The organism is Novosphingobium sp. GW821-FHT09E05 (assembly GCF_059416165.1).
The window spans coordinates 822,388-837,898 of the sequence record NZ_JBWKOQ010000001.1 but is presented as its reverse complement, the minus strand read 5'-3'; the positions used below and the strand labels follow the sequence as shown (position 1 = coordinate 837,898).

General features: G+C 69.4%; 15 protein-coding genes. 9 read left to right on the top strand and 6 right to left on the bottom strand.

What is annotated here, in order from left to right:
* Window positions 1-66 precede the first annotated feature (66 nt).
* From AC07M9_RS03895 to AC07M9_RS03885, 3 genes are read right to left on the bottom strand one after another with little or no spacing between them, the layout of a single operon-like run.
* Window positions 67-1,617: a DHA2 family efflux MFS transporter permease subunit gene (locus tag AC07M9_RS03895; RefSeq protein ID WP_494881459.1), complete on the bottom strand. Its 1,551-nt coding sequence runs from the start codon at window positions 1,615-1,617 to the stop codon at window positions 67-69.
* Window positions 1,617-2,777, bottom strand: coding sequence for an HlyD family secretion protein (locus tag AC07M9_RS03890; RefSeq protein ID WP_494881457.1), 1,161 nt, complete (start codon window positions 2,775-2,777; stop codon window positions 1,617-1,619). Before AC07M9_RS03890 ends, AC07M9_RS03895 begins: the two co-directional genes overlap by 1 nt.
* A complete protein-coding gene (locus AC07M9_RS03885; RefSeq protein WP_494881455.1) occupies window positions 2,770-4,230 on the bottom strand; it encodes an efflux transporter outer membrane subunit in 1,461 nt (486 codons plus the stop codon). The genes AC07M9_RS03890 and AC07M9_RS03885 overlap by 8 nt, the downstream gene beginning before the upstream one ends.
* Before the next feature lie 77 nt (window positions 4,231-4,307).
* On the opposite strand from AC07M9_RS03885, the gene AC07M9_RS03880 reads away from it, so the two are divergent.
* The 3 genes from AC07M9_RS03880 to AC07M9_RS03870 all read left to right on the top strand — a co-directional run bounded on the left by AC07M9_RS03880 (window position 4,308) and on the right by AC07M9_RS03870 (window position 6,741).
* On the top strand, window positions 4,308-4,913 hold the full coding sequence (locus AC07M9_RS03880; protein ID WP_494881453.1) for a TetR/AcrR family transcriptional regulator: 606 nt from the start codon (window positions 4,308-4,310) through the stop codon (window positions 4,911-4,913).
* Window positions 4,914-5,036: 123 nt separating this feature from the next.
* Window positions 5,037-5,552 (top strand): nitroreductase/quinone reductase family protein, encoded by a 516-nt coding sequence (locus tag AC07M9_RS03875; protein WP_494881451.1) that lies wholly within the window; start codon window positions 5,037-5,039, stop codon window positions 5,550-5,552.
* A gap of 25 nt (window positions 5,553-5,577) precedes the next feature.
* Window positions 5,578-6,741, top strand: a complete 1,164-nt coding sequence (locus AC07M9_RS03870; protein ID WP_494881449.1) for an FAS1-like dehydratase domain-containing protein — start codon at window positions 5,578-5,580, stop codon at window positions 6,739-6,741.
* Window positions 6,742-6,864: 123 nt separating this feature from the next.
* Here the strand turns inward: AC07M9_RS03870 and AC07M9_RS03865 are convergent, their stop codons facing one another.
* Window positions 6,865-7,719 (bottom strand): PhzF family phenazine biosynthesis protein, encoded by an 855-nt coding sequence (locus AC07M9_RS03865; protein WP_494883883.1) that lies wholly within the window; start codon window positions 7,717-7,719, stop codon window positions 6,865-6,867.
* Between the two features lie 96 nt (window positions 7,720-7,815).
* On the opposite strand from AC07M9_RS03865, the gene AC07M9_RS03860 reads away from it, so the two are divergent.
* On the top strand, window positions 7,816-8,280 hold the full coding sequence (locus tag AC07M9_RS03860; protein WP_494881447.1) for a glycine zipper 2TM domain-containing protein: 465 nt from the start codon (window positions 7,816-7,818) through the stop codon (window positions 8,278-8,280).
* A 52-nt stretch (window positions 8,281-8,332) separates the two neighbouring features.
* Here AC07M9_RS03860 and AC07M9_RS03855 read toward each other — a convergent pair whose 3' ends face one another.
* The gene (locus AC07M9_RS03855; RefSeq protein ID WP_494881446.1) at window positions 8,333-9,448 is read right to left on the bottom strand and encodes a nucleoside hydrolase; all 1,116 of its coding nucleotides are present in this window, start codon (window positions 9,446-9,448) and stop codon (window positions 8,333-8,335) included.
* A 292-nt stretch (window positions 9,449-9,740) separates the two neighbouring features.
* On the opposite strand from AC07M9_RS03855, the gene AC07M9_RS03850 reads away from it, so the two are divergent.
* The 5 genes from AC07M9_RS03850 to AC07M9_RS03830 all read left to right on the top strand — a co-directional run bounded on the left by AC07M9_RS03850 (window position 9,741) and on the right by AC07M9_RS03830 (window position 14,435).
* A complete protein-coding gene (locus AC07M9_RS03850) occupies window positions 9,741-10,076 on the top strand; it encodes a glycine zipper 2TM domain-containing protein (protein ID WP_494881444.1) in 336 nt (111 codons plus the stop codon).
* A 368-nt stretch (window positions 10,077-10,444) separates the two neighbouring features.
* Window positions 10,445-11,209 carry an SDR family oxidoreductase gene (locus AC07M9_RS03845; protein WP_494881442.1) on the top strand — a complete coding sequence of 255 codons (765 nt, stop codon included), beginning with the start codon at window positions 10,445-10,447 and terminating at the stop codon, window positions 11,207-11,209.
* 87 nt (window positions 11,210-11,296) lie between these two features.
* Window positions 11,297-12,538, top strand: a complete 1,242-nt coding sequence (locus AC07M9_RS03840; RefSeq protein ID WP_494881440.1) for a class I SAM-dependent methyltransferase — start codon at window positions 11,297-11,299, stop codon at window positions 12,536-12,538.
* Window positions 12,539-12,616: 78 nt separating this feature from the next.
* Entirely contained in the window at window positions 12,617-13,834 is a 1,218-nt protein-coding gene (locus AC07M9_RS03835) for an argininosuccinate synthase (protein ID WP_494881438.1), read from the top strand.
* Between the two features lie 262 nt (window positions 13,835-14,096).
* On the top strand, window positions 14,097-14,435 hold the full coding sequence (locus tag AC07M9_RS03830) for a septal ring lytic transglycosylase RlpA family protein (RefSeq protein ID WP_494881436.1): 339 nt from the start codon (window positions 14,097-14,099) through the stop codon (window positions 14,433-14,435).
* Between the two features lie 88 nt (window positions 14,436-14,523).
* Here AC07M9_RS03830 and AC07M9_RS03825 read toward each other — a convergent pair whose 3' ends face one another.
* A complete protein-coding gene (locus tag AC07M9_RS03825; RefSeq protein WP_494881434.1) occupies window positions 14,524-15,381 on the bottom strand; it encodes a hypothetical protein in 858 nt (285 codons plus the stop codon).
* Between the last annotated feature and the right edge of the window lie 130 nt (window positions 15,382-15,511).

The following is a 15,511-nucleotide window of genomic DNA, read 5'->3' as shown; positions in this document are numbered from 1 at the left end:
CTGCCTGTCCTTCCGTCCGGTCCGGACGCTCAGGTTACCTTCGATGCGACCCGAAGGACCCGATCCTCAGTGCCCGGCGGCGGGCTTTATGTTCTTCGGCGGGCGCGGCGCGAGCCAGATGGTGAACGCGGCAAGGAACAACGCGACGGCGCTGATGCCGAAGAGTTCCGCCGTCGCCACCGCCGTGCCCTGGTTCTCGACCAGCCGGGCGATGGTGCCGCGGGCCTGTTCGGCGCTGAAGCCCTGCGCCTGCAGCTTGTCGGAAATCGCCACGGCCCCGTTGAGAGTGCCCGCGAGCGTGTCCGCGCGGTCGCGCGACATGTCGCTCCACAGCGTCGAGACGATCGCGGTGGCGACCGCGCCCGCCAGCGTCCGGCCGAAGTTGGCGATGCCGGCGGCCGAGGCGGTCTCGTGCGGCAGGACCGCGCTGAGGCTGATGGTGGTGAGCGGGACGATCATCATCGAGACTCCGACCCCCTGCAGCAGCTGCGGCATGGCGATGGACCAGAACGTGATGTCGGTCGACCAGGTCATGCGCATCAGCGAACACACGCCGATCCAGGCGATGCCGATGAACACGATCAGGCGCGGGTCGAACTTCTGCATCAGCTTGGGCACGAACGGCGAGGCGACCACCGCCAGCACCCCGCTGAACGACATCGCCAGGCCCGCGTCGGTCGCGGTGTATCCCATCGAGGTCTGCAGCCACTGCGGCACGATCACGATGGCGGCGAAGTAGGTGCCGAAGGCGATCGTCAGCGACAGTGTCGCGGCCGAGAAGCCTCGGTGTCGGAACACCGATATGTTGACGATCGGATGTTCCTCGGTGAGCTCCCAGATCAGGAACACCACGAAGAACACCGCCGCGATGCAGCCCAGCGCGAGGATCTTGGGCGAGGAGAACCAGTCCTCGTCGCGGCCGAGGTCGAGCATCATCTGGAACGCACCGACCCAGATCACCAGCAGCACCAGCCCGACCTTGTCGATCGGCAGCTTCTGGGTGGGGGTCTCCGCGCCGCGCAGCAGCACGAATACGCCGAAGAAGATCAGCATGACGATCGGCACGTTGATGAAGAAGATCCACTCCCACGACCAGTTGTCGGAGATGTAGCCGCCCAGGATCGGCCCTGCGATCGGGGCGGTGACGATGGTCATCGCCCACATCGCCATGGCCTTGGGGTGCAGGTGCTTGGGGAAGATGCGCAGCAGCAGCGTCTGCGTCAGCGGCATCAGCGGACCGCCGCAGAAGCCCTGCCCCAGCCGGAAGATCACCAGCATCGACAGCGAATTCGACAGGCCGCACAGGGTCGAGAACAGCCCGAAGCCGATCAGCGACAGCATGAACACGCGCAAGGCGCCGAAGCGGTTGGAAAGCCAGCCCGTCAGCGGCACGCAGATCGCCTCGGCGACGGCGTAGGACGTGATGACCCAGGTCCCGCTCGATACCGAGACGGCGAGGCCGCCGGCGATGTGCGGGACCGAAACGTTGGCGATCGTCGTGTCGAGCACGACGATGAAGTTGGCCATCGCCAGCACGAGGCCGGCGAGCACCAGCTTCGCGCCGGTCAAGGGCTGGGCCGCGCTACCCGACCCCGTCGCTGCTGCGGCGCTGGCCATCAGTCCTTACTCGTCAGGTCGATCTTGGCTTCCATCGACAGGCCGATCCGCAGCGGGTGCTCCCTGAGCTCCTTGGGATCGAGCTCGATGCGCACCGGCAGGCGCTGCACCACCTTGATCCAGTTGCCGGTCGCGTTCTGCGCCGGGATCAGCGAGAACGCCGCGCCGGTGCCGCCCGAGAAGCCGACGACCTTGCCGTGATATTCCACGTCGTCGCCGTAGAAGTCGGAGGTGACGATGGCGGTCTGGCCCGAGCGGACCTTGCCGAGCTGGTCTTCCTTGAAGTTGGCATCCACGTAGAGCGCGTTCACCGGCACGATCATCATCGCGACCACGCCCACGTCGATCTTCTGGCCGACCTGGATCGAGCGGCGTGCGACCACGCCGTCGATCGGCGCGCGGATCACGGTGCGCTCCATCGCCAGCTTGGCGGTGGCGAGCTGCGCCTTGGCGAGCAGCACTTCGGGCGCGGTCTGGTTCGAGGTGCCGCGCGTCAGGGCGACCGAGGCCTCTTCCTGGCGGCGGGCGCTGTTCGTGTTGGCGCGCGCCTGGACGACGGCGGCGGCGGCTTCCTGCGCGCCGGCCTCAGCCGAGGCCAGCGCCTGTCGGGCCGAGGTCAGTTCCTCGCCCGAAACGGCGCCGCCTTCGGCCAGCGCGGCACGGCGGCGGAAGTCTTCCCGGGCCTTGGCGAGCGTGGCTGCCGCCGACGCCTGCTTGGCGATGGCGGAGTTGATCTGCGCGGCGCTGGCGTCGGCCGCCGCGCCGAGCGCGTTGTTGTTCGCCAGCGACTGCCCGTAGCGGCGCTGCGCATATTCGAAGCCGGCCTCGGCCTGGGCCAGCGAGATGCGCTGGTCCTTGTCGTCGAGGCGGAACAGGATCTGCCCCTTGCGCACCGGCTGGGTGTCCGTGACGAGGACTTCTGCGATCTGCCCGGCGGTGAGCGGGGTCACTTCCGCGCTCTCGCCGCCGACATAGGCGTTGTCGGTCGAGACCGAACGGCTGCCGATGAACACGTCGTAGAGGAAGAACAGCGCGGCGATCGCCACGACCACCACCGCCAGCCCGATCAGCAGCGGCTTGCGGTTCTTCTTCTCGACCACGCTGCCGCTGCCGTCATTGCTGGCAGGTGCCGCCGGCTGCTGCTGCACGTCATCACTCATCGTCGGTGGCCTTCTCACTGGAATTGTCTGCGAACCCGCCGCCGAGTGCGCGCTGCAGCGCGACTTCCAGAGCGAGGGTACGGAAATGGGCATCGACCGCGGCCCGGCGCGCCTCGAGCGCGGCGGTCTGCGCGGTCAGCGCGTCGAGGTAGGTCGAGAGCCCGCCCCGGAAGCGCTGCATCGACAGGTCGTAGGCGATCTGCGCGGTGCGCGCCGCCTCGGCCGTGTCGCGCTCCTGCGCGATCGAGGCCTCGCGGCTGGCCAGCGCATCGGCGACTTCCTGGAGCGCGCCGATGACGGTCTCGTTGTAGTTGGCGACAGCGGCGTCGTAGCCGCCGCGCGCCTGGGTGTACTGGCCCTTGAGCCGCCCGCCCTGGAAGATCGGCAGGCTCAGCGCGCCGCCGGCATTGCCGTAGGTCGAGCCGCTGTCGATCAGGTTGGACAGGCCCAGCGAGGTCAGCCCGAACAGGCCGCGCAGGCTGATGTTGGGCATGTAGGCCGCTTTGGCGACGTCGATCCGCGCGCCCGCCGCCTCGGCCCGGAGCCGCGCGGCGACGATGTCGGGACGGCGGCCCGCAAGCTCGATCCCCGCGTCGGCGGGCACGCCCGACACGGGCACGGTGGCGATCGCCGGAGGGGTGATCGACAGGCCGCGGTCCGGCCCCTTGCCGAGCAGCGCGGCGAGCGCATGACGGCGCAGCAGGGTCTGTTCCGCATTGGCCGAACTTTCGGCGCGCGCGGCGGCCGCGGCCGACTGGGCGCGGCGCAGCGGGGCCTGGTTGTCGAGCCCGGCCTGCTCGCGCTGGCCGGTCAGGTCGACGAAGGAGCTGCGCGCGGTGTTGGCATCGTCCAGCGCCTTGCCGCGCTCCACCAGCCGGGCGAGGTCGAAGTAGGACGACACCACGTTGGTCGAGATCATCAGCTCGGCCTGCCGGGCGTCGGCCTCGGCCGCCTCGGCCTCCGAGGTCGCGGCGGCGAGCGCCTTGCGGTTGGCGCCCCACAGGTCGAGGTCGAAGTCGCCCGAGAGCGCGAGCGTGCCGGTGCTGTTCCAGCCCTTGGGCACGAAGTCGGCGGGGACGCCGTTGTTGTAGCTCTGCTTGGTCACCCCGGCCGAGCCCTGCCCGCCCAGCGTCGGCAGCAGCGCCGCGCCGGCGATCCCGGCGGCGCCGCGCGCCTGGCGGATGCGCGCCTGCGCGGCCGCCACGCTCGGCGATCCGGCCAGCGCCTCGTCCACCAGCGCATCGAGCTGCGGGTCGCCGTAGACGGTCCACCAGCGCTCGTGCGGCCAGTCGCGCGACGCCGAGGCGGAAGCGAGCGACCGGCCCGCCTCCAGCGCTGCGGGCGCCGTCATCTGCGGGCGCGGGCCAAGGTCGGGCGCCGTGCAGGCTCCGAGGGACAGGGAAATCGCCAGCAGCGAGACTGCCGCGAATCGCGGTGTGATATGCGTACTCATCAGTACATTTTTTACGAAGTATTGCTTGATCCTGTCAAACGAAAAGTGTACTGGATAGTACGACTATGACGGAAATAATGGGTAAACGAGAGCTCAACAAGGCACGCAAGCGCGCAGAGATCGTGACCGTCGCCACGCGCCTGTTCCTCGAACAGGGGTACGCGGCCACGACGATGTCGGCGATATCGGACGCGCTGGGCGGCTCGAAGGCCACGCTCTGGGCGCATTTCGCCTCGAAGGAGGACATCTTCGCCGCCGTCATCGACATGCATATCGAGACGTTCTCCAACGACATCGACGAAGTGCTCACCGGCCAGACCTTCTCGCCCCCGGCCCTGCGCCGCGCCTGCCTGCGGTTCCTCGACTGCCTGCTGAACGAGAATTCGGTGCTGCTCTACCGCCTCGTGGTGAGCGAAGGCGAGCGCTTCCCGGAGATCAAGGACATGTTCTACGCACGCGGCCCCGCCAAGATGCGCGCCGCGATCACCCGCTTCTTCACCAGCCGCTTCGACGAGGACGAGGCCGTGCGGCTGACCCAGCTCACCGTCTCGGCAGTGTCCGGCTACCGCTCCGACATCCTGCTGCGCCCGACGCCCGCGACCAAGGCGCAGCACGAAGGCTTCGTCGACAACATGCTGGCCCACCTCGCCTTCCCGCCCGAAAAGGAAGCGGTGGCGGGCTGAGGCCCGCAGCAACATCGGGACCGCTGGGGCGATGCCTGCCCGCCGTTCCCATTCGGGGTTAGACGCCCACGCGCTCCATCGGCCATCCTCCGCGCGCTTCGGCAGGAGAGGATACAAAGAGCCATGAGCGACGAATCGTCAGCCGCGATCCGCGACACCCGCAAGGACTGGGCCACCCAGCACCGCGAGATGTATCTCGAATCGGGCGGCGCGCAGGGCCACATCATGGACATCACGCCGGTGGGCGGCCGCGCCTTCGCGACCCACTGCATGATCAAGTACATCGGCCGAAAGAGCGGCAAGGTCTTCATCACCCCGCTCTGCTACGCTGACATCGGCGGCGAGGTCGTGATCTGCGCGTCCAAGGGCGGCGCCGACCACCACCCCGCCTGGTATCTCAACCTGATCGAGCAGGACACGGTCGACTTCCAGGTCGCCACCCAGGCCTTCCGCGGCACCTGGCGCGAGCCCGAGGGGGCGGAGCGCGAGAAGGTCTGGGCGTTCATGGCCGACTGCCACCCCTTCTACGATAGCTACCAGAAGGCCACCGACCGCGTGCTCCCGCTGGTCATGCTCAAGGCGCTCGAGCCCATCCCCGTCTTCAAGATGAGCGACGCCACCGGCGAGCGCCAGTTCTGACATTCCTGAGAGAGTGACACCTGAAATGAGCGACGACTTCGACACGTCCGACATCGACCAGTACCTCGGCAAGCCGATGGACTTCTCGCCCCTGCGCGAGGCCATCGCCCCCAACGACATCCGCCGCTGGGTCCATGCGATGCACTATCCCAACCTCGTCCACTTCGACCCCGAGACCGCGAACGCCAGCCGCTGGGGCGGCCTCGTCGCGCCGCAGAGCTTCGCGATCGCCACCGACGACGGCCACGGCGCCGCGCCCGCCTGCGTCGGCCGCCTCGCCGATTCGCACCTGCTGTTCGGCGGCGATGAGTGGTGGTTCTACGGCCCCCGCATCCGCCCGGGCGACATCGTCACCAACACCCGCATTCCCTTCGACTACACGCTCAAGCAGACCGGCTTCGGGCCCACCGTGTTCCAGCGCGGCGACAACAACTATTCCAACCAGGACGGCGAGGCGATCGCGCGCCAGCGCTCCACCTCGATCCGCTACCGCGCCGCTGCCGGCGGCGACAACGTCAAGACCGCCGACTTCGAGGAGCCGGAATGGACCGACGCCGAGATCGAGGACATCGAGGCGCGCCGCTTCGCCTGGGTCCAGGTGCTCCACGACCTCGGCCACGCCGAGCGCTGGTGGGACGACGTGACCGTGGGCGACCAGCTGCCCGAGCGCGTCTTTGGCCCCCACTCGATCGCCAGCTTCGCGACCGAATGGCGCGCCTTCATCGTCAACACCTGGGGCGCGATCGACCTGCGCGTCCAGGATCTGGAGGCGATGGGCTTCACCAAGGAAATGGCCGGGTACGAGAACGATCCCGTCATGCTCAAGGTCAATCCCTTCCTCACCGACGGCGCCTATTACGGCCCCTCGCGCGGACACCTGTTCCCCAAGTTCGCCCGGAAGATCGGCATGCCGCGCGGCTACGGCTACGGCGCCTCGATGGGATCGTGGGTGACCGACTACCTCTCGGGCTGGGCGGGCGAGTACGGCATGGTCGTCCACTCGGTCGCCAACTACCGCGGCCCGGCGCTGACCGGCGATGCGACGATCCAGACCGCCGAAGTGGTCGACAAGTCGGTCGATGACGAGGGCCGCGCGCTCATCCACGTCAAGCACCTGATGAAGAACCAGAAGGGCACCACCATGTGCACCGGCACCGCCGAGATCGCGCTGCCGAAGAAAGCAGGCTGAGGCTCCACCAACAGCCGTCGTCCCAGCGAAAGCTGGGACCGCGGGGTACTCCTGAGGCGCGGTCTCACCGACAGTCACCGCCTAAAGGAACGACAGCGGTCCCCGCCTTCGCGGGGACGACGATTACATTGTGAGCGCCCCGCCGCGCGAAACCGTCTCCACCCGCCCAGCGATCCACACTTCGCCGCCCTCGCCCTGCGAGCAGTGGACCAGTCCATCGGCGCCCACCTTGCGGCCCTGCGCGGCGACGTAGCTGCCCTGCGCCTGCCCGCTGGCGAACAGGTACTGCGCGATCGCGGCGTTGAGGCTGCCGGTCACCGGGTCCTCGACCAGCTTGCCCGAGGGGGCGGCGGCGAAGAACGCGCGCACCTCGAACTGCGCCGCGCTGCCCGGGGCGCAGGGCCCCAGCAGCGCCACATCGGTGCCCATCGGCGCGCGGGGTGCGGGATCGGCCGCCAGCACCGCCTCGGCCGAGGCGAGGTGCAGCAGCTTCCACCCCGGCCCGTTGGCGGCATGGACAGCGGCGACGACATCGCCCACGTCCGCGCCCGTCAGCCGCAGCGTTTCCGCGAGGTCGTCGGCATCGAGCGGGCCGGAGCGGATCAGCGGCGGCGCGCGGAAGGCAAGGCGCTCGCCGTCACCATCTGCCTGGGCGCGCACATCGACGAGGCCGATGCCGCATTCCTGCACCACCCGGCCCTTCTCGCGCGGGACGCCTCCGGCGGCCAGCCACGCGTGCGCGGTGCCGAGCGTCGGGTGTCCGGCAAAGGGCAGCTCGCCTGCCGGGTAGAAGATGCGCACGCGGTAATCGGCGGCGGGATCGGTCGGCGGGAGCAGGAAGGTCGTCTCCGAGAAACCCAGCCAGCGCGTCAGCCGCAGCATCGCCGCGCCGTCGAGCCCCTCGCCCCCGCGCACCACCGCCAGCGGATTGCCGGTGAGCGGGCCGGAGCCGAACACGTCGACCAAATCGAGCAACATCACGTAGTTCTCCGCAGCCTATCAAGCGTTTGCGCGTTCCGTCTTCGCAAACCCCGTACCCATGGTTCGGACCAAATCCGCGCAGGAGCAAGCACGATGAAGAAAACCCTGCTGGCGCTCGCCGCCTTCGCCGCCACTGCCGCCGCCCTCCCGGTGGCCCCCGCCTTCGCCGACCAGCAATGGTCCCAGCGCGACCGTGACGATCGCCGCGACCGCGACGACCGGCGCGACCGCAGAGACGACCGGCGGTACGACCGACGCGATGATCGCCGTGACTATCGCGGCTACGACCGCCGCGCCAGCGCCTACGATTCGCGCGGCCGCTATTCCCAGCCGCGCCGCATCGACCGCAATTCCCACGTCTGGCGCGGCAACGACGGCCGCTACTACTGCAAGCGCGACAACGGCACGACCGGCCTCATCATCGGCGCCGGGGTAGGCGCGCTGGCGGGCAACCAGATAGCCGGCAGCCGCGACAAGACCATCGGGACGATCCTGGGCGGCGTTCTCGGCGGCGTCGCCGGCCGCGAGATCGACAAGGGCGACATGAAGTGCCGGTGAGGTAAGCCGAATCCTCCCCGTCGGCGCAGACTACGGGGAGGATTGTTTTCGCTCACCGCCCCAGCAGATCCACGAAGATCCCCTCCACCCGCGCCTTGTCGACGCGGGACACGACGTCCACGCCCTGCTCTCCCAGCCCCGGCCCCTTGCCCGCCGGCCAGGTGAGCAGCGCGCCATAGTTGGCGCCGGGCATGAGGTCGACGTCCATGGCCATCCGCCCCCCGCGCCGGACGATGGACGGGTCGAGCCATGCCGCCGCCTGCACTTCGTCCCACAACGGGAAGCCCGCCTGCGCCGTCTGCGCCACGTAGCGCCCGACAGGCTTGCCGCTCGCCGCCGCCTGGTCGATCAGCGCCTGGGTGCCGAAGATGCCCTCGTTGGCATCGCCCGTCACCAGCACCAGCCGCCGCCATTTCGTGGTGAAGACGATGTGCGCGGCCTCGGGGTCGAAGAAGTGGTTGAAGGACATGCGCGGGGCATAGGCGGTCTGCATCGCGAACTCGTCATGATCCCCGCCGGTATCGCTGGCGATGAAGTTGCCGCCCTCGGTGACCAGTTCCTTCAGCCGGTCCGCGAAACCCGGGTCGAGCCGCTGGGCGAGCGCGAGGTTGGTCAGCGGGCCCATGGCGATAACGCTGACCTGTCCGGGATACCGGCGCGACATCTCCAGCAGGAATTCCGCCGCCGAGCCGGCGCGAGCCTTGGTCTTGGGCATGCCCTCGGGCAGCGGCGGCACTTCGAAGGGACCGTGCGGCTCGCGGCGCTTCATGGTGTTGTAGGCCGGCCAGCTGTCCATCCACGCGCCCTTGTAGGGCATCGGGCCATGGAGCGCCTCGCGCCGCCGCGTGCTCTCGCGCGTGTTGACGAGCGGGAACACCGCGCCCTCGACCACCGGCACCTCGGTCCGCCCGACCAGTTCGAGCATCCGCAGCGTCGCCGCCGTCTCCTCGGGCGCCCAGCCATCGCCGCTGACGGTGGTGATGCCCAGCACCTCGACGGTCGGGTCCTGGAGCAGCATGAGGATCGGCTGGAGCCCCGGTCCCTCGAACGCATCCTGGTCGATGATGACCTTGCGCCGTTCCGGCGCGGCGCAGGCAGGCGCTGGCAGCGCCAGGGCGCCCGCCAGAAGCGAAGCCAGCGCAAGGTGGAAGGCGCGAATGAGCGGCACGGCAGATCCTCCGGATGAACCGCCTCGCTCTATCGGCGCGGCTGCGGCGCCGCCAACGCTATAGTTCGCGCGCGCCGTTGCCGAAATTGGACCGCCCGCGCCCACGGACGCAACCTTATGGAAAGGGCGCGGTTTATGTCTGGCAGCAACATCCTCGCACCGCTCGTCGCGCCTGCCGCGCGCCTCGTCAGAGTTTTTCGATCACAACGAAGCGTTCATCTGACGTTGTGGATCAATGAACGAAGAGCGGCGTTACCAGATCATTCCACGCTACAAATGAGGGCACACTCCCATGCGTAAAATCATTCTCGCCGCCACCATGATGGCACTCGCCGCCCCGGCCATGATGGCTGTTTCCGTCCCCGCCGAGGCACGCGACAACCGCAAGTACCACCGCACCAACGACGGCGTCCGCTACTGGAAGGGCAACGACGGCCGTTATCGCTGCAAGAAGAACAACGGCACCACCGGCCTGCTGGTCGGCGGCGTCGCTGGCGCCCTGGCCGGTCGTGCAGTCGATACCCGCGGTGACCGCACCGTCGGCACCCTGCTGGGCGCAGCCGGCGGCGCCGTCCTCGGCCGCGAAATCGATCGCGGCGGTTCGGGCTCGCGTTCGCGCTGCCGCTGATCCGCTTTAAGGGTCCCCTGAGAGAGGCGCGCCGTCCCCGGACGGCGCGCTTTTTTCGTTTTCGGCACCCCACCGGCTGGTACCATACGATGCCCGCAGCAGGGCGCACCGAGCCGCACCCCCCGCCCGCATATGCAAGCCCGAGGCGCTGCGCCAAGGCGATCCGGGCCGCCTTCAAGGCCCAGGCCCTTTCCTACGCCGGCGGCCTATGCTCCAAGGGAAACCATGGTCCAGACACTCGCTTCTCAGGCACTTACGCCTCGCCCGGTTGCCCGCCCGGCCGCCGCGCCGGGGCTCCGCGCTCTTCTCCCAGGACCGTGTAAACCGTGTAAACTTGGCCGGCTTGCGACCGCCCGGGACGCCCGGCGATGAGCGAATCGCAGGGCCGTCCCGCCATGCTGGTGACCGGCGGCGCCAAGCGGATCGGCGCGGCGATCGCCCGCGCTTTCGGAGACGCGGGCTGGCATGTCGTGATCCACTACGGCCGCTCGCAGGCGCAGGCCGAGGCGCTGGCGGCCGAGCTTCCCTCCGCCGAGATCGTCTCCGCCGACCTCGACGACTGGGACCAGGGCCCGGCGATGGTGGAGGCGCTGGCGGCCCGGCTCGGAGACTGGCGCGTGCTGGTCAACTGCGCGGGCGTGTTCGACATCGACAGCGCGGAGGCGCTCGACCCGGCGATCTTCACGTCGGCCCTGCGCGTCAACGCCGCGACCCCGGCGCGGCTCGGGCAGGCCTTCCTCGGCCATGCACGCGCGGCGGGGGGGCGGCGGCTGATCCACGTCACCGACCAGAAGCTGGTCAATCCCAACCCCGATTTCTTCTCGTACACGATGAGCAAGCACGCGCTCGCCGCCACCATCCCGATGCTGTCGATGGCGCGGACCGACGAGCGCGACCGCGTCTACGGCATCGCGCCGGGCGCGATCCTCGCCAGTCACGACCAGACCGAAGCCGAGGCCGAAGTCTCGCACCGCATGAACCTGCTGCGCCGCCGCGCCACCGCGCAGGACGTCGCCGGAGCCGCGCTGTTCCTCGCCGGCGGCTGGCTGGCCAGCGGCGAGACGCTCTACGTCGATTCGGGCCAGCACCTGACCGCCCAGCCGCGCGACGTGCTGTTCCTGGCCCGGCAGTGAGACGCGTGCGTCCTGCATTCGAAATTATGTACTCTTTGCAACCCGCGCCCCCTTGCGCGCGTGGGCGCACCCCCGCAGAAACCCCCAATGGCAATCCTTGACCGCTTCCTCGAGCGCGGCGTCCGCCGCGGTGTCCTTGAGGTCCTCCGTCCCGATGGCAGCCTGCGCCGTTTCGGCACGCCGCAGGACGGCTTCCCGCAAGTCCGCATCCGCTTCACCGACAAGTCCGGCGAACGCCGCATCCTGCGCGATCCGAGGCTGGGCGCGGCGGAGGCCTTCATGGACGGCCAGCTGGTGGTCGAGGAGGGCGACATCATGGCCCTCATCGAACTGCTGCGCGGCAACAAGCCCTGGGACCGCGGCGGCTCGTTCGACGACGTCTCGATGCTCAAGAAAGTGGGAAGCAAGGCGCTCACCCTGATCGACGGCATCAACCGGGCGGCCAGCGCCAAGGCCAACATCGCCCACCACTACGACGTCGGCAACGACCTCTACCGCCTGTTCCTCGACACCGAGCACATGCAGTATTCCTGCGCCTACTGGCCGCGTGAGGGCATGACGCTCGAGCAGGCGCAAAGCGCGAAGCTCGCCCACATCGCCGCCAAGCTGGCGCTGGAGCCGGGCCAGAAGGTGCTCGACATCGGCTGCGGCTGGGGCGGCATGGCCATCTACCTCGCGAAGAACTGCGGCGTCTCGGTCAAGGGCATCACGCTGAGCGAGGAGCAGCTCGCGCTGGCCCGCACCCGCGCCGCCGAGGCCGGCGTTGCGGACCGCGTCGAGTTCGAGCTCATCGACTACCGCGACCTCGCCGCAAGGGGCGACAGGTTCGACCGCATCGTCTCGGTCGGCATGTTCGAGCATGTCGGACAGGCCCAGTTCGGGCGTTTCTTCCGCGACTGCGCGAACCTGCTGACCGACGAAGGGGTGATGCTGCTCCACACCATCGGCCGCATGGGAGGCCCCGGCTCCACCGACGCCTTCACGCGCAAGTACATCTTCCCAGGCGGCTACATCCCGGCGCTCAGCGAAACCCTCGCCGCCAGCGAGAAGGTCCGCCTTATCGCCACCGACATCGAGACGCTGCGCCTGCACTACGCCCTCACCCTGCGCGAATGGTACAAGCGCTGCGTCGCCAACAGGGACGCCATCGTCGCCCTCATGGACGAGCGCTTCTACCGGATGTGGATATTCTACCTCGCCGGGGCCACCGCCGCCTTCGAAAGCGGCGGCATGTGCAACTACCAGATCCAGTACACCCGCAGCCGCCACGCCCTGCCCCTCTCCCGCGACTACCTGGCGGAAGCGGAGAAGCAATTGCCCGGCGAGTGATGCGCATTGCGATCCGGCGGCGCACCTGCTAGCCGCGCGCCCAACCATTCACCGCCCATTCTCGCGGAGCCGTTGCCCATGTCCGACACCATCAAGAAGGTCGTCCTCGCCTACTCCGGCGGCCTCGACACCAGCGTCATCCTCAAGTGGCTGCAGGTCAACTACAACTGCGAGGTGGTGACCTTCACCGCCGACCTCGGCCAGGGCGAGGAACTCGAGCCCGCCCGCGCCAAGGCCAAGCTGATGGGCCTGCCCGACGAGAACATCTACATCGACGACCTGCGCGAGGAATTCGTGCGCGACTTCGTCTTCCCGATGATGCGCGCCAATGCCCGCTACGAGGGTGACTATCTCCTCGGCACCTCCATCGCTCGCCCGCTGATCTCCAAGCGCCTGATCGAGATCGCCCACGAGACCGGCGCCGACGCCGTCGCCCACGGCGCCACCGGCAAGGGCAACGACCAGGTCCGCTTCGAACTCTCCGCCTACGCGCTCGACCCCAACATCAAGGTCATCGCCCCCTGGCGCGAGTGGGATCTGACCAGCCGCACCGCCCTCATCGCCTGGGCAGAGCAGCACCAGATCCCCGTACCCAAGGACAAGCGCGGCGAGAGCCCGTTCTCCACCGACGCCAACCTCCTGCACACCTCGTCCGAGGGCAAGGTGCTCGAGGACCCGTGGGAGGAGACGCCAGACTACGTCTACTCGCGCACCGTCAACCCCGAGGACGCGCCCGACGCGCCCGAATACATCACCATCGACTTCGCGCGCGGTGACGGCATCGCCCTCAACGGCGAGGCAATGAGCCCCGCCACCCTGCTGACCCAGCTCAATGAGCTGGGCCGCAAGCACGGCATCGGCCGTCTCGACCTCGTCGAGAACCGCTTCGTCGGCATGAAGTCGCGCGGCATGTACGAGACGCCGGGCGGCGAGATCTACGCGCGCGCCCACCGCGGCATCGAGCAGATCACGCTCGACCGCGGCGCCGCGCACCTCAAGGACGAGCTCATGCCCAAGTACGCCGAGCTCATCTACAACGGCTTCTGGTTCGCCCCCGAGCGCGAGATGCTGCAGGCCGCGATCGACCACAGCCAGGCCCGCGTCAACGGCACCGTCCGCCTCAAGCTCTACAAGGGCTCGGTCTCGGTGGTCGGCCGCAAGAGTCCCGATTCGCTGTACTCCGAGCGCCACGTCACCTTCGAGGACGATGCCGGCGCCTACGACCAGAAGGACGCGGCCGGCTTCATCAAGCTCAACGCCCTGCGCCTGCGCCTGCTCGCCCAGCAGGGCCGCTAGAGTCTTTCCGGAAGCTTAACCGCATCAGTCGGCCCGTTGCCATAGCGCGACGGGCCGCTTTTGCATGGGTAGCCACCGTGAACGCACACCTTTAGGAGTCCCGCATCGTCAACGACGAAGTGGGGCTTTCTTGAAATTCCGTCGAACCGGCCGACTGGCGGCGCTTTGCGCTGCGACTGTCCTGACCCTCGCGGGTCCTGTCCACGCCGATTCCGGAGTTCTTGCCGTCAACGCCGCCGTGGCCCCGGAAGTTCCCGTGTCCATGCTGCCTGCTCCCGCCGCCCCTTCGCTCGAACTCCCGCGCGAGCCTATCGCCGGCGGCGTCGCCAGCTACTACGGCCGCCACCTCAAGGGCGCGCGCACCGCCAGCGGCCAGCGCTTCGACCCCGACGCGCTCACCTGCGCGCACCGCACCCTGCCCTTCGGCACCCAGGTCGAGGTGACCAATCCGGCCAACGGCGAGAGCGTCGTCGTCACCGTCAACGACCGCGGGCCGTTCCACGGCAACCGCGTGATCGACCTGTCGGACGCCGCCGCCGAGGAAATCGGCATTCTCGCCAGGGGCAGCGGCAAGGTCGAACTGGCCGTCCTCGGCGACTGAGCACCTGCGCGCGGCCATCTCTCTATCTGGGAGGGAAAGTGTCGGCCGGCGCAGCTCGGGAGGGGTGGGGGAAGCGCCGCGCCGGCCTTCACAGAGATAACCGCGAACCCGCCCCCGCGTTCCCGCCCCCGCGAACCTTTTGTCCAGCCGTGCCGAGCGGCCGACGAGCCGAGAGGTTTACACGGTTTACACGGTCCAGGGCGCCCTCCATCGACTTGACCTCGAGGACCCCCGCCAGCAGCGCATCGACGCGGGCGAAGGCGCGCGAGCGCCAGGCGTCCCAGCGCGCCGCGCTCGCCGCCTCGAACCGCGCGAGGTCGGGCGCGGGCGGATAGACCGGGTCCGGCACGGGGCCGCGCGCCGCGCCGCCGCCGACCCCGCCGACCCCGCCGAGCCCGTCGTCTTCGCCCGGCGCGAAGCCGTGCTCGGCCTCGAAGGCGGCGTCGATCGCCTCGGCCGCGTCGATCCAGGCCTCGTTGGCGGCGACATGCTCGGGCCGGGCGGTCGCCTCGACATAGTCGGCCCGCGGCATCGGCAGGTCGTCCGGCCCGGCGCCGGCCCCGCACAGGCCGGGTTCGGGCCGCTCGCCCGCGACCAGCGCGAGCAGTTCGCCGAAGCGCCCGGCATCGCCCCCGCCCGCCCCGCCGAGCGCTTCCGCCTGCCGGTCGAGCCGCCCGAGGTGCGCCAGCAGCAGCCGCGCGTCGTAGCGCCGCCGGGTGCCGACCAGCTCGCCGCGGAACCACACCGCCTCCTCGGTCCCGTCGAGCGCGCGCGTCGCCAGCACTTCCTCGGCATGGTGGCGCGCCAGCACCAGCGCCGCCGCCCAGCCCCGTGCGAAGACCGCGTCGCGCCGCCGCAGCAGGTAGGCCGAGGTCCGGCTCATCCCCACCCGCGCACAGGCCGAGGACACGTCGCCCTTGCCCGCCAGATGATCGAGGAACCGCACCTTTCGTTCCGCATCCCAGGCCGTGTGCGAGGCCCCTTCGTCGCGCGCCCCCCCTTCCTCGTGCGGGCCCCGGTCGTCGTGCGGCCCCCCGTCGTCATCCCGGCGCAGGCCGGGATCGCCCTCCGCCGCG

Coding starts and splice junctions, on each gene's coding strand:
- AC07M9_RS03845 (WP_494881442.1), top strand. CDS start 10,445: ATGAGCGAATCGCAGGGCCGTCCCGCCATGCTGGTGACCGGCGGCGCC.
- AC07M9_RS03890 (WP_494881457.1), bottom strand. CDS start 2,777: ATGAGTGATGACGTGCAGCAGCAGCCGGCGGCACCTGCCAGCAATGAC.
- AC07M9_RS03840 (WP_494881440.1), top strand. CDS start 11,297: ATGGCAATCCTTGACCGCTTCCTCGAGCGCGGCGTCCGCCGCGGTGTC.
- AC07M9_RS03875 (WP_494881451.1), top strand. CDS start 5,037: ATGAGCGACGAATCGTCAGCCGCGATCCGCGACACCCGCAAGGACTGG.
- AC07M9_RS03850 (WP_494881444.1), top strand. CDS start 9,741: ATGCGTAAAATCATTCTCGCCGCCACCATGATGGCACTCGCCGCCCCG.
- AC07M9_RS03895 (WP_494881459.1), bottom strand. CDS start 1,617: ATGGCCAGCGCCGCAGCAGCGACGGGGTCGGGTAGCGCGGCCCAGCCC.
- AC07M9_RS03830 (WP_494881436.1), top strand. CDS start 14,097: ATGCTGCCTGCTCCCGCCGCCCCTTCGCTCGAACTCCCGCGCGAGCCT.
- AC07M9_RS03865 (WP_494883883.1), bottom strand. CDS start 7,719: ATGTTGCTCGATTTGGTCGACGTGTTCGGCTCCGGCCCGCTCACCGGC.
- AC07M9_RS03870 (WP_494881449.1), top strand. CDS start 5,578: ATGAGCGACGACTTCGACACGTCCGACATCGACCAGTACCTCGGCAAG.
- AC07M9_RS03880 (WP_494881453.1), top strand. CDS start 4,308: ATGGGTAAACGAGAGCTCAACAAGGCACGCAAGCGCGCAGAGATCGTG.
- AC07M9_RS03835 (WP_494881438.1), top strand. CDS start 12,617: ATGTCCGACACCATCAAGAAGGTCGTCCTCGCCTACTCCGGCGGCCTC.
- AC07M9_RS03860 (WP_494881447.1), top strand. CDS start 7,816: ATGAAGAAAACCCTGCTGGCGCTCGCCGCCTTCGCCGCCACTGCCGCC.
- AC07M9_RS03885 (WP_494881455.1), bottom strand. CDS start 4,230: ATGAGTACGCATATCACACCGCGATTCGCGGCAGTCTCGCTGCTGGCG.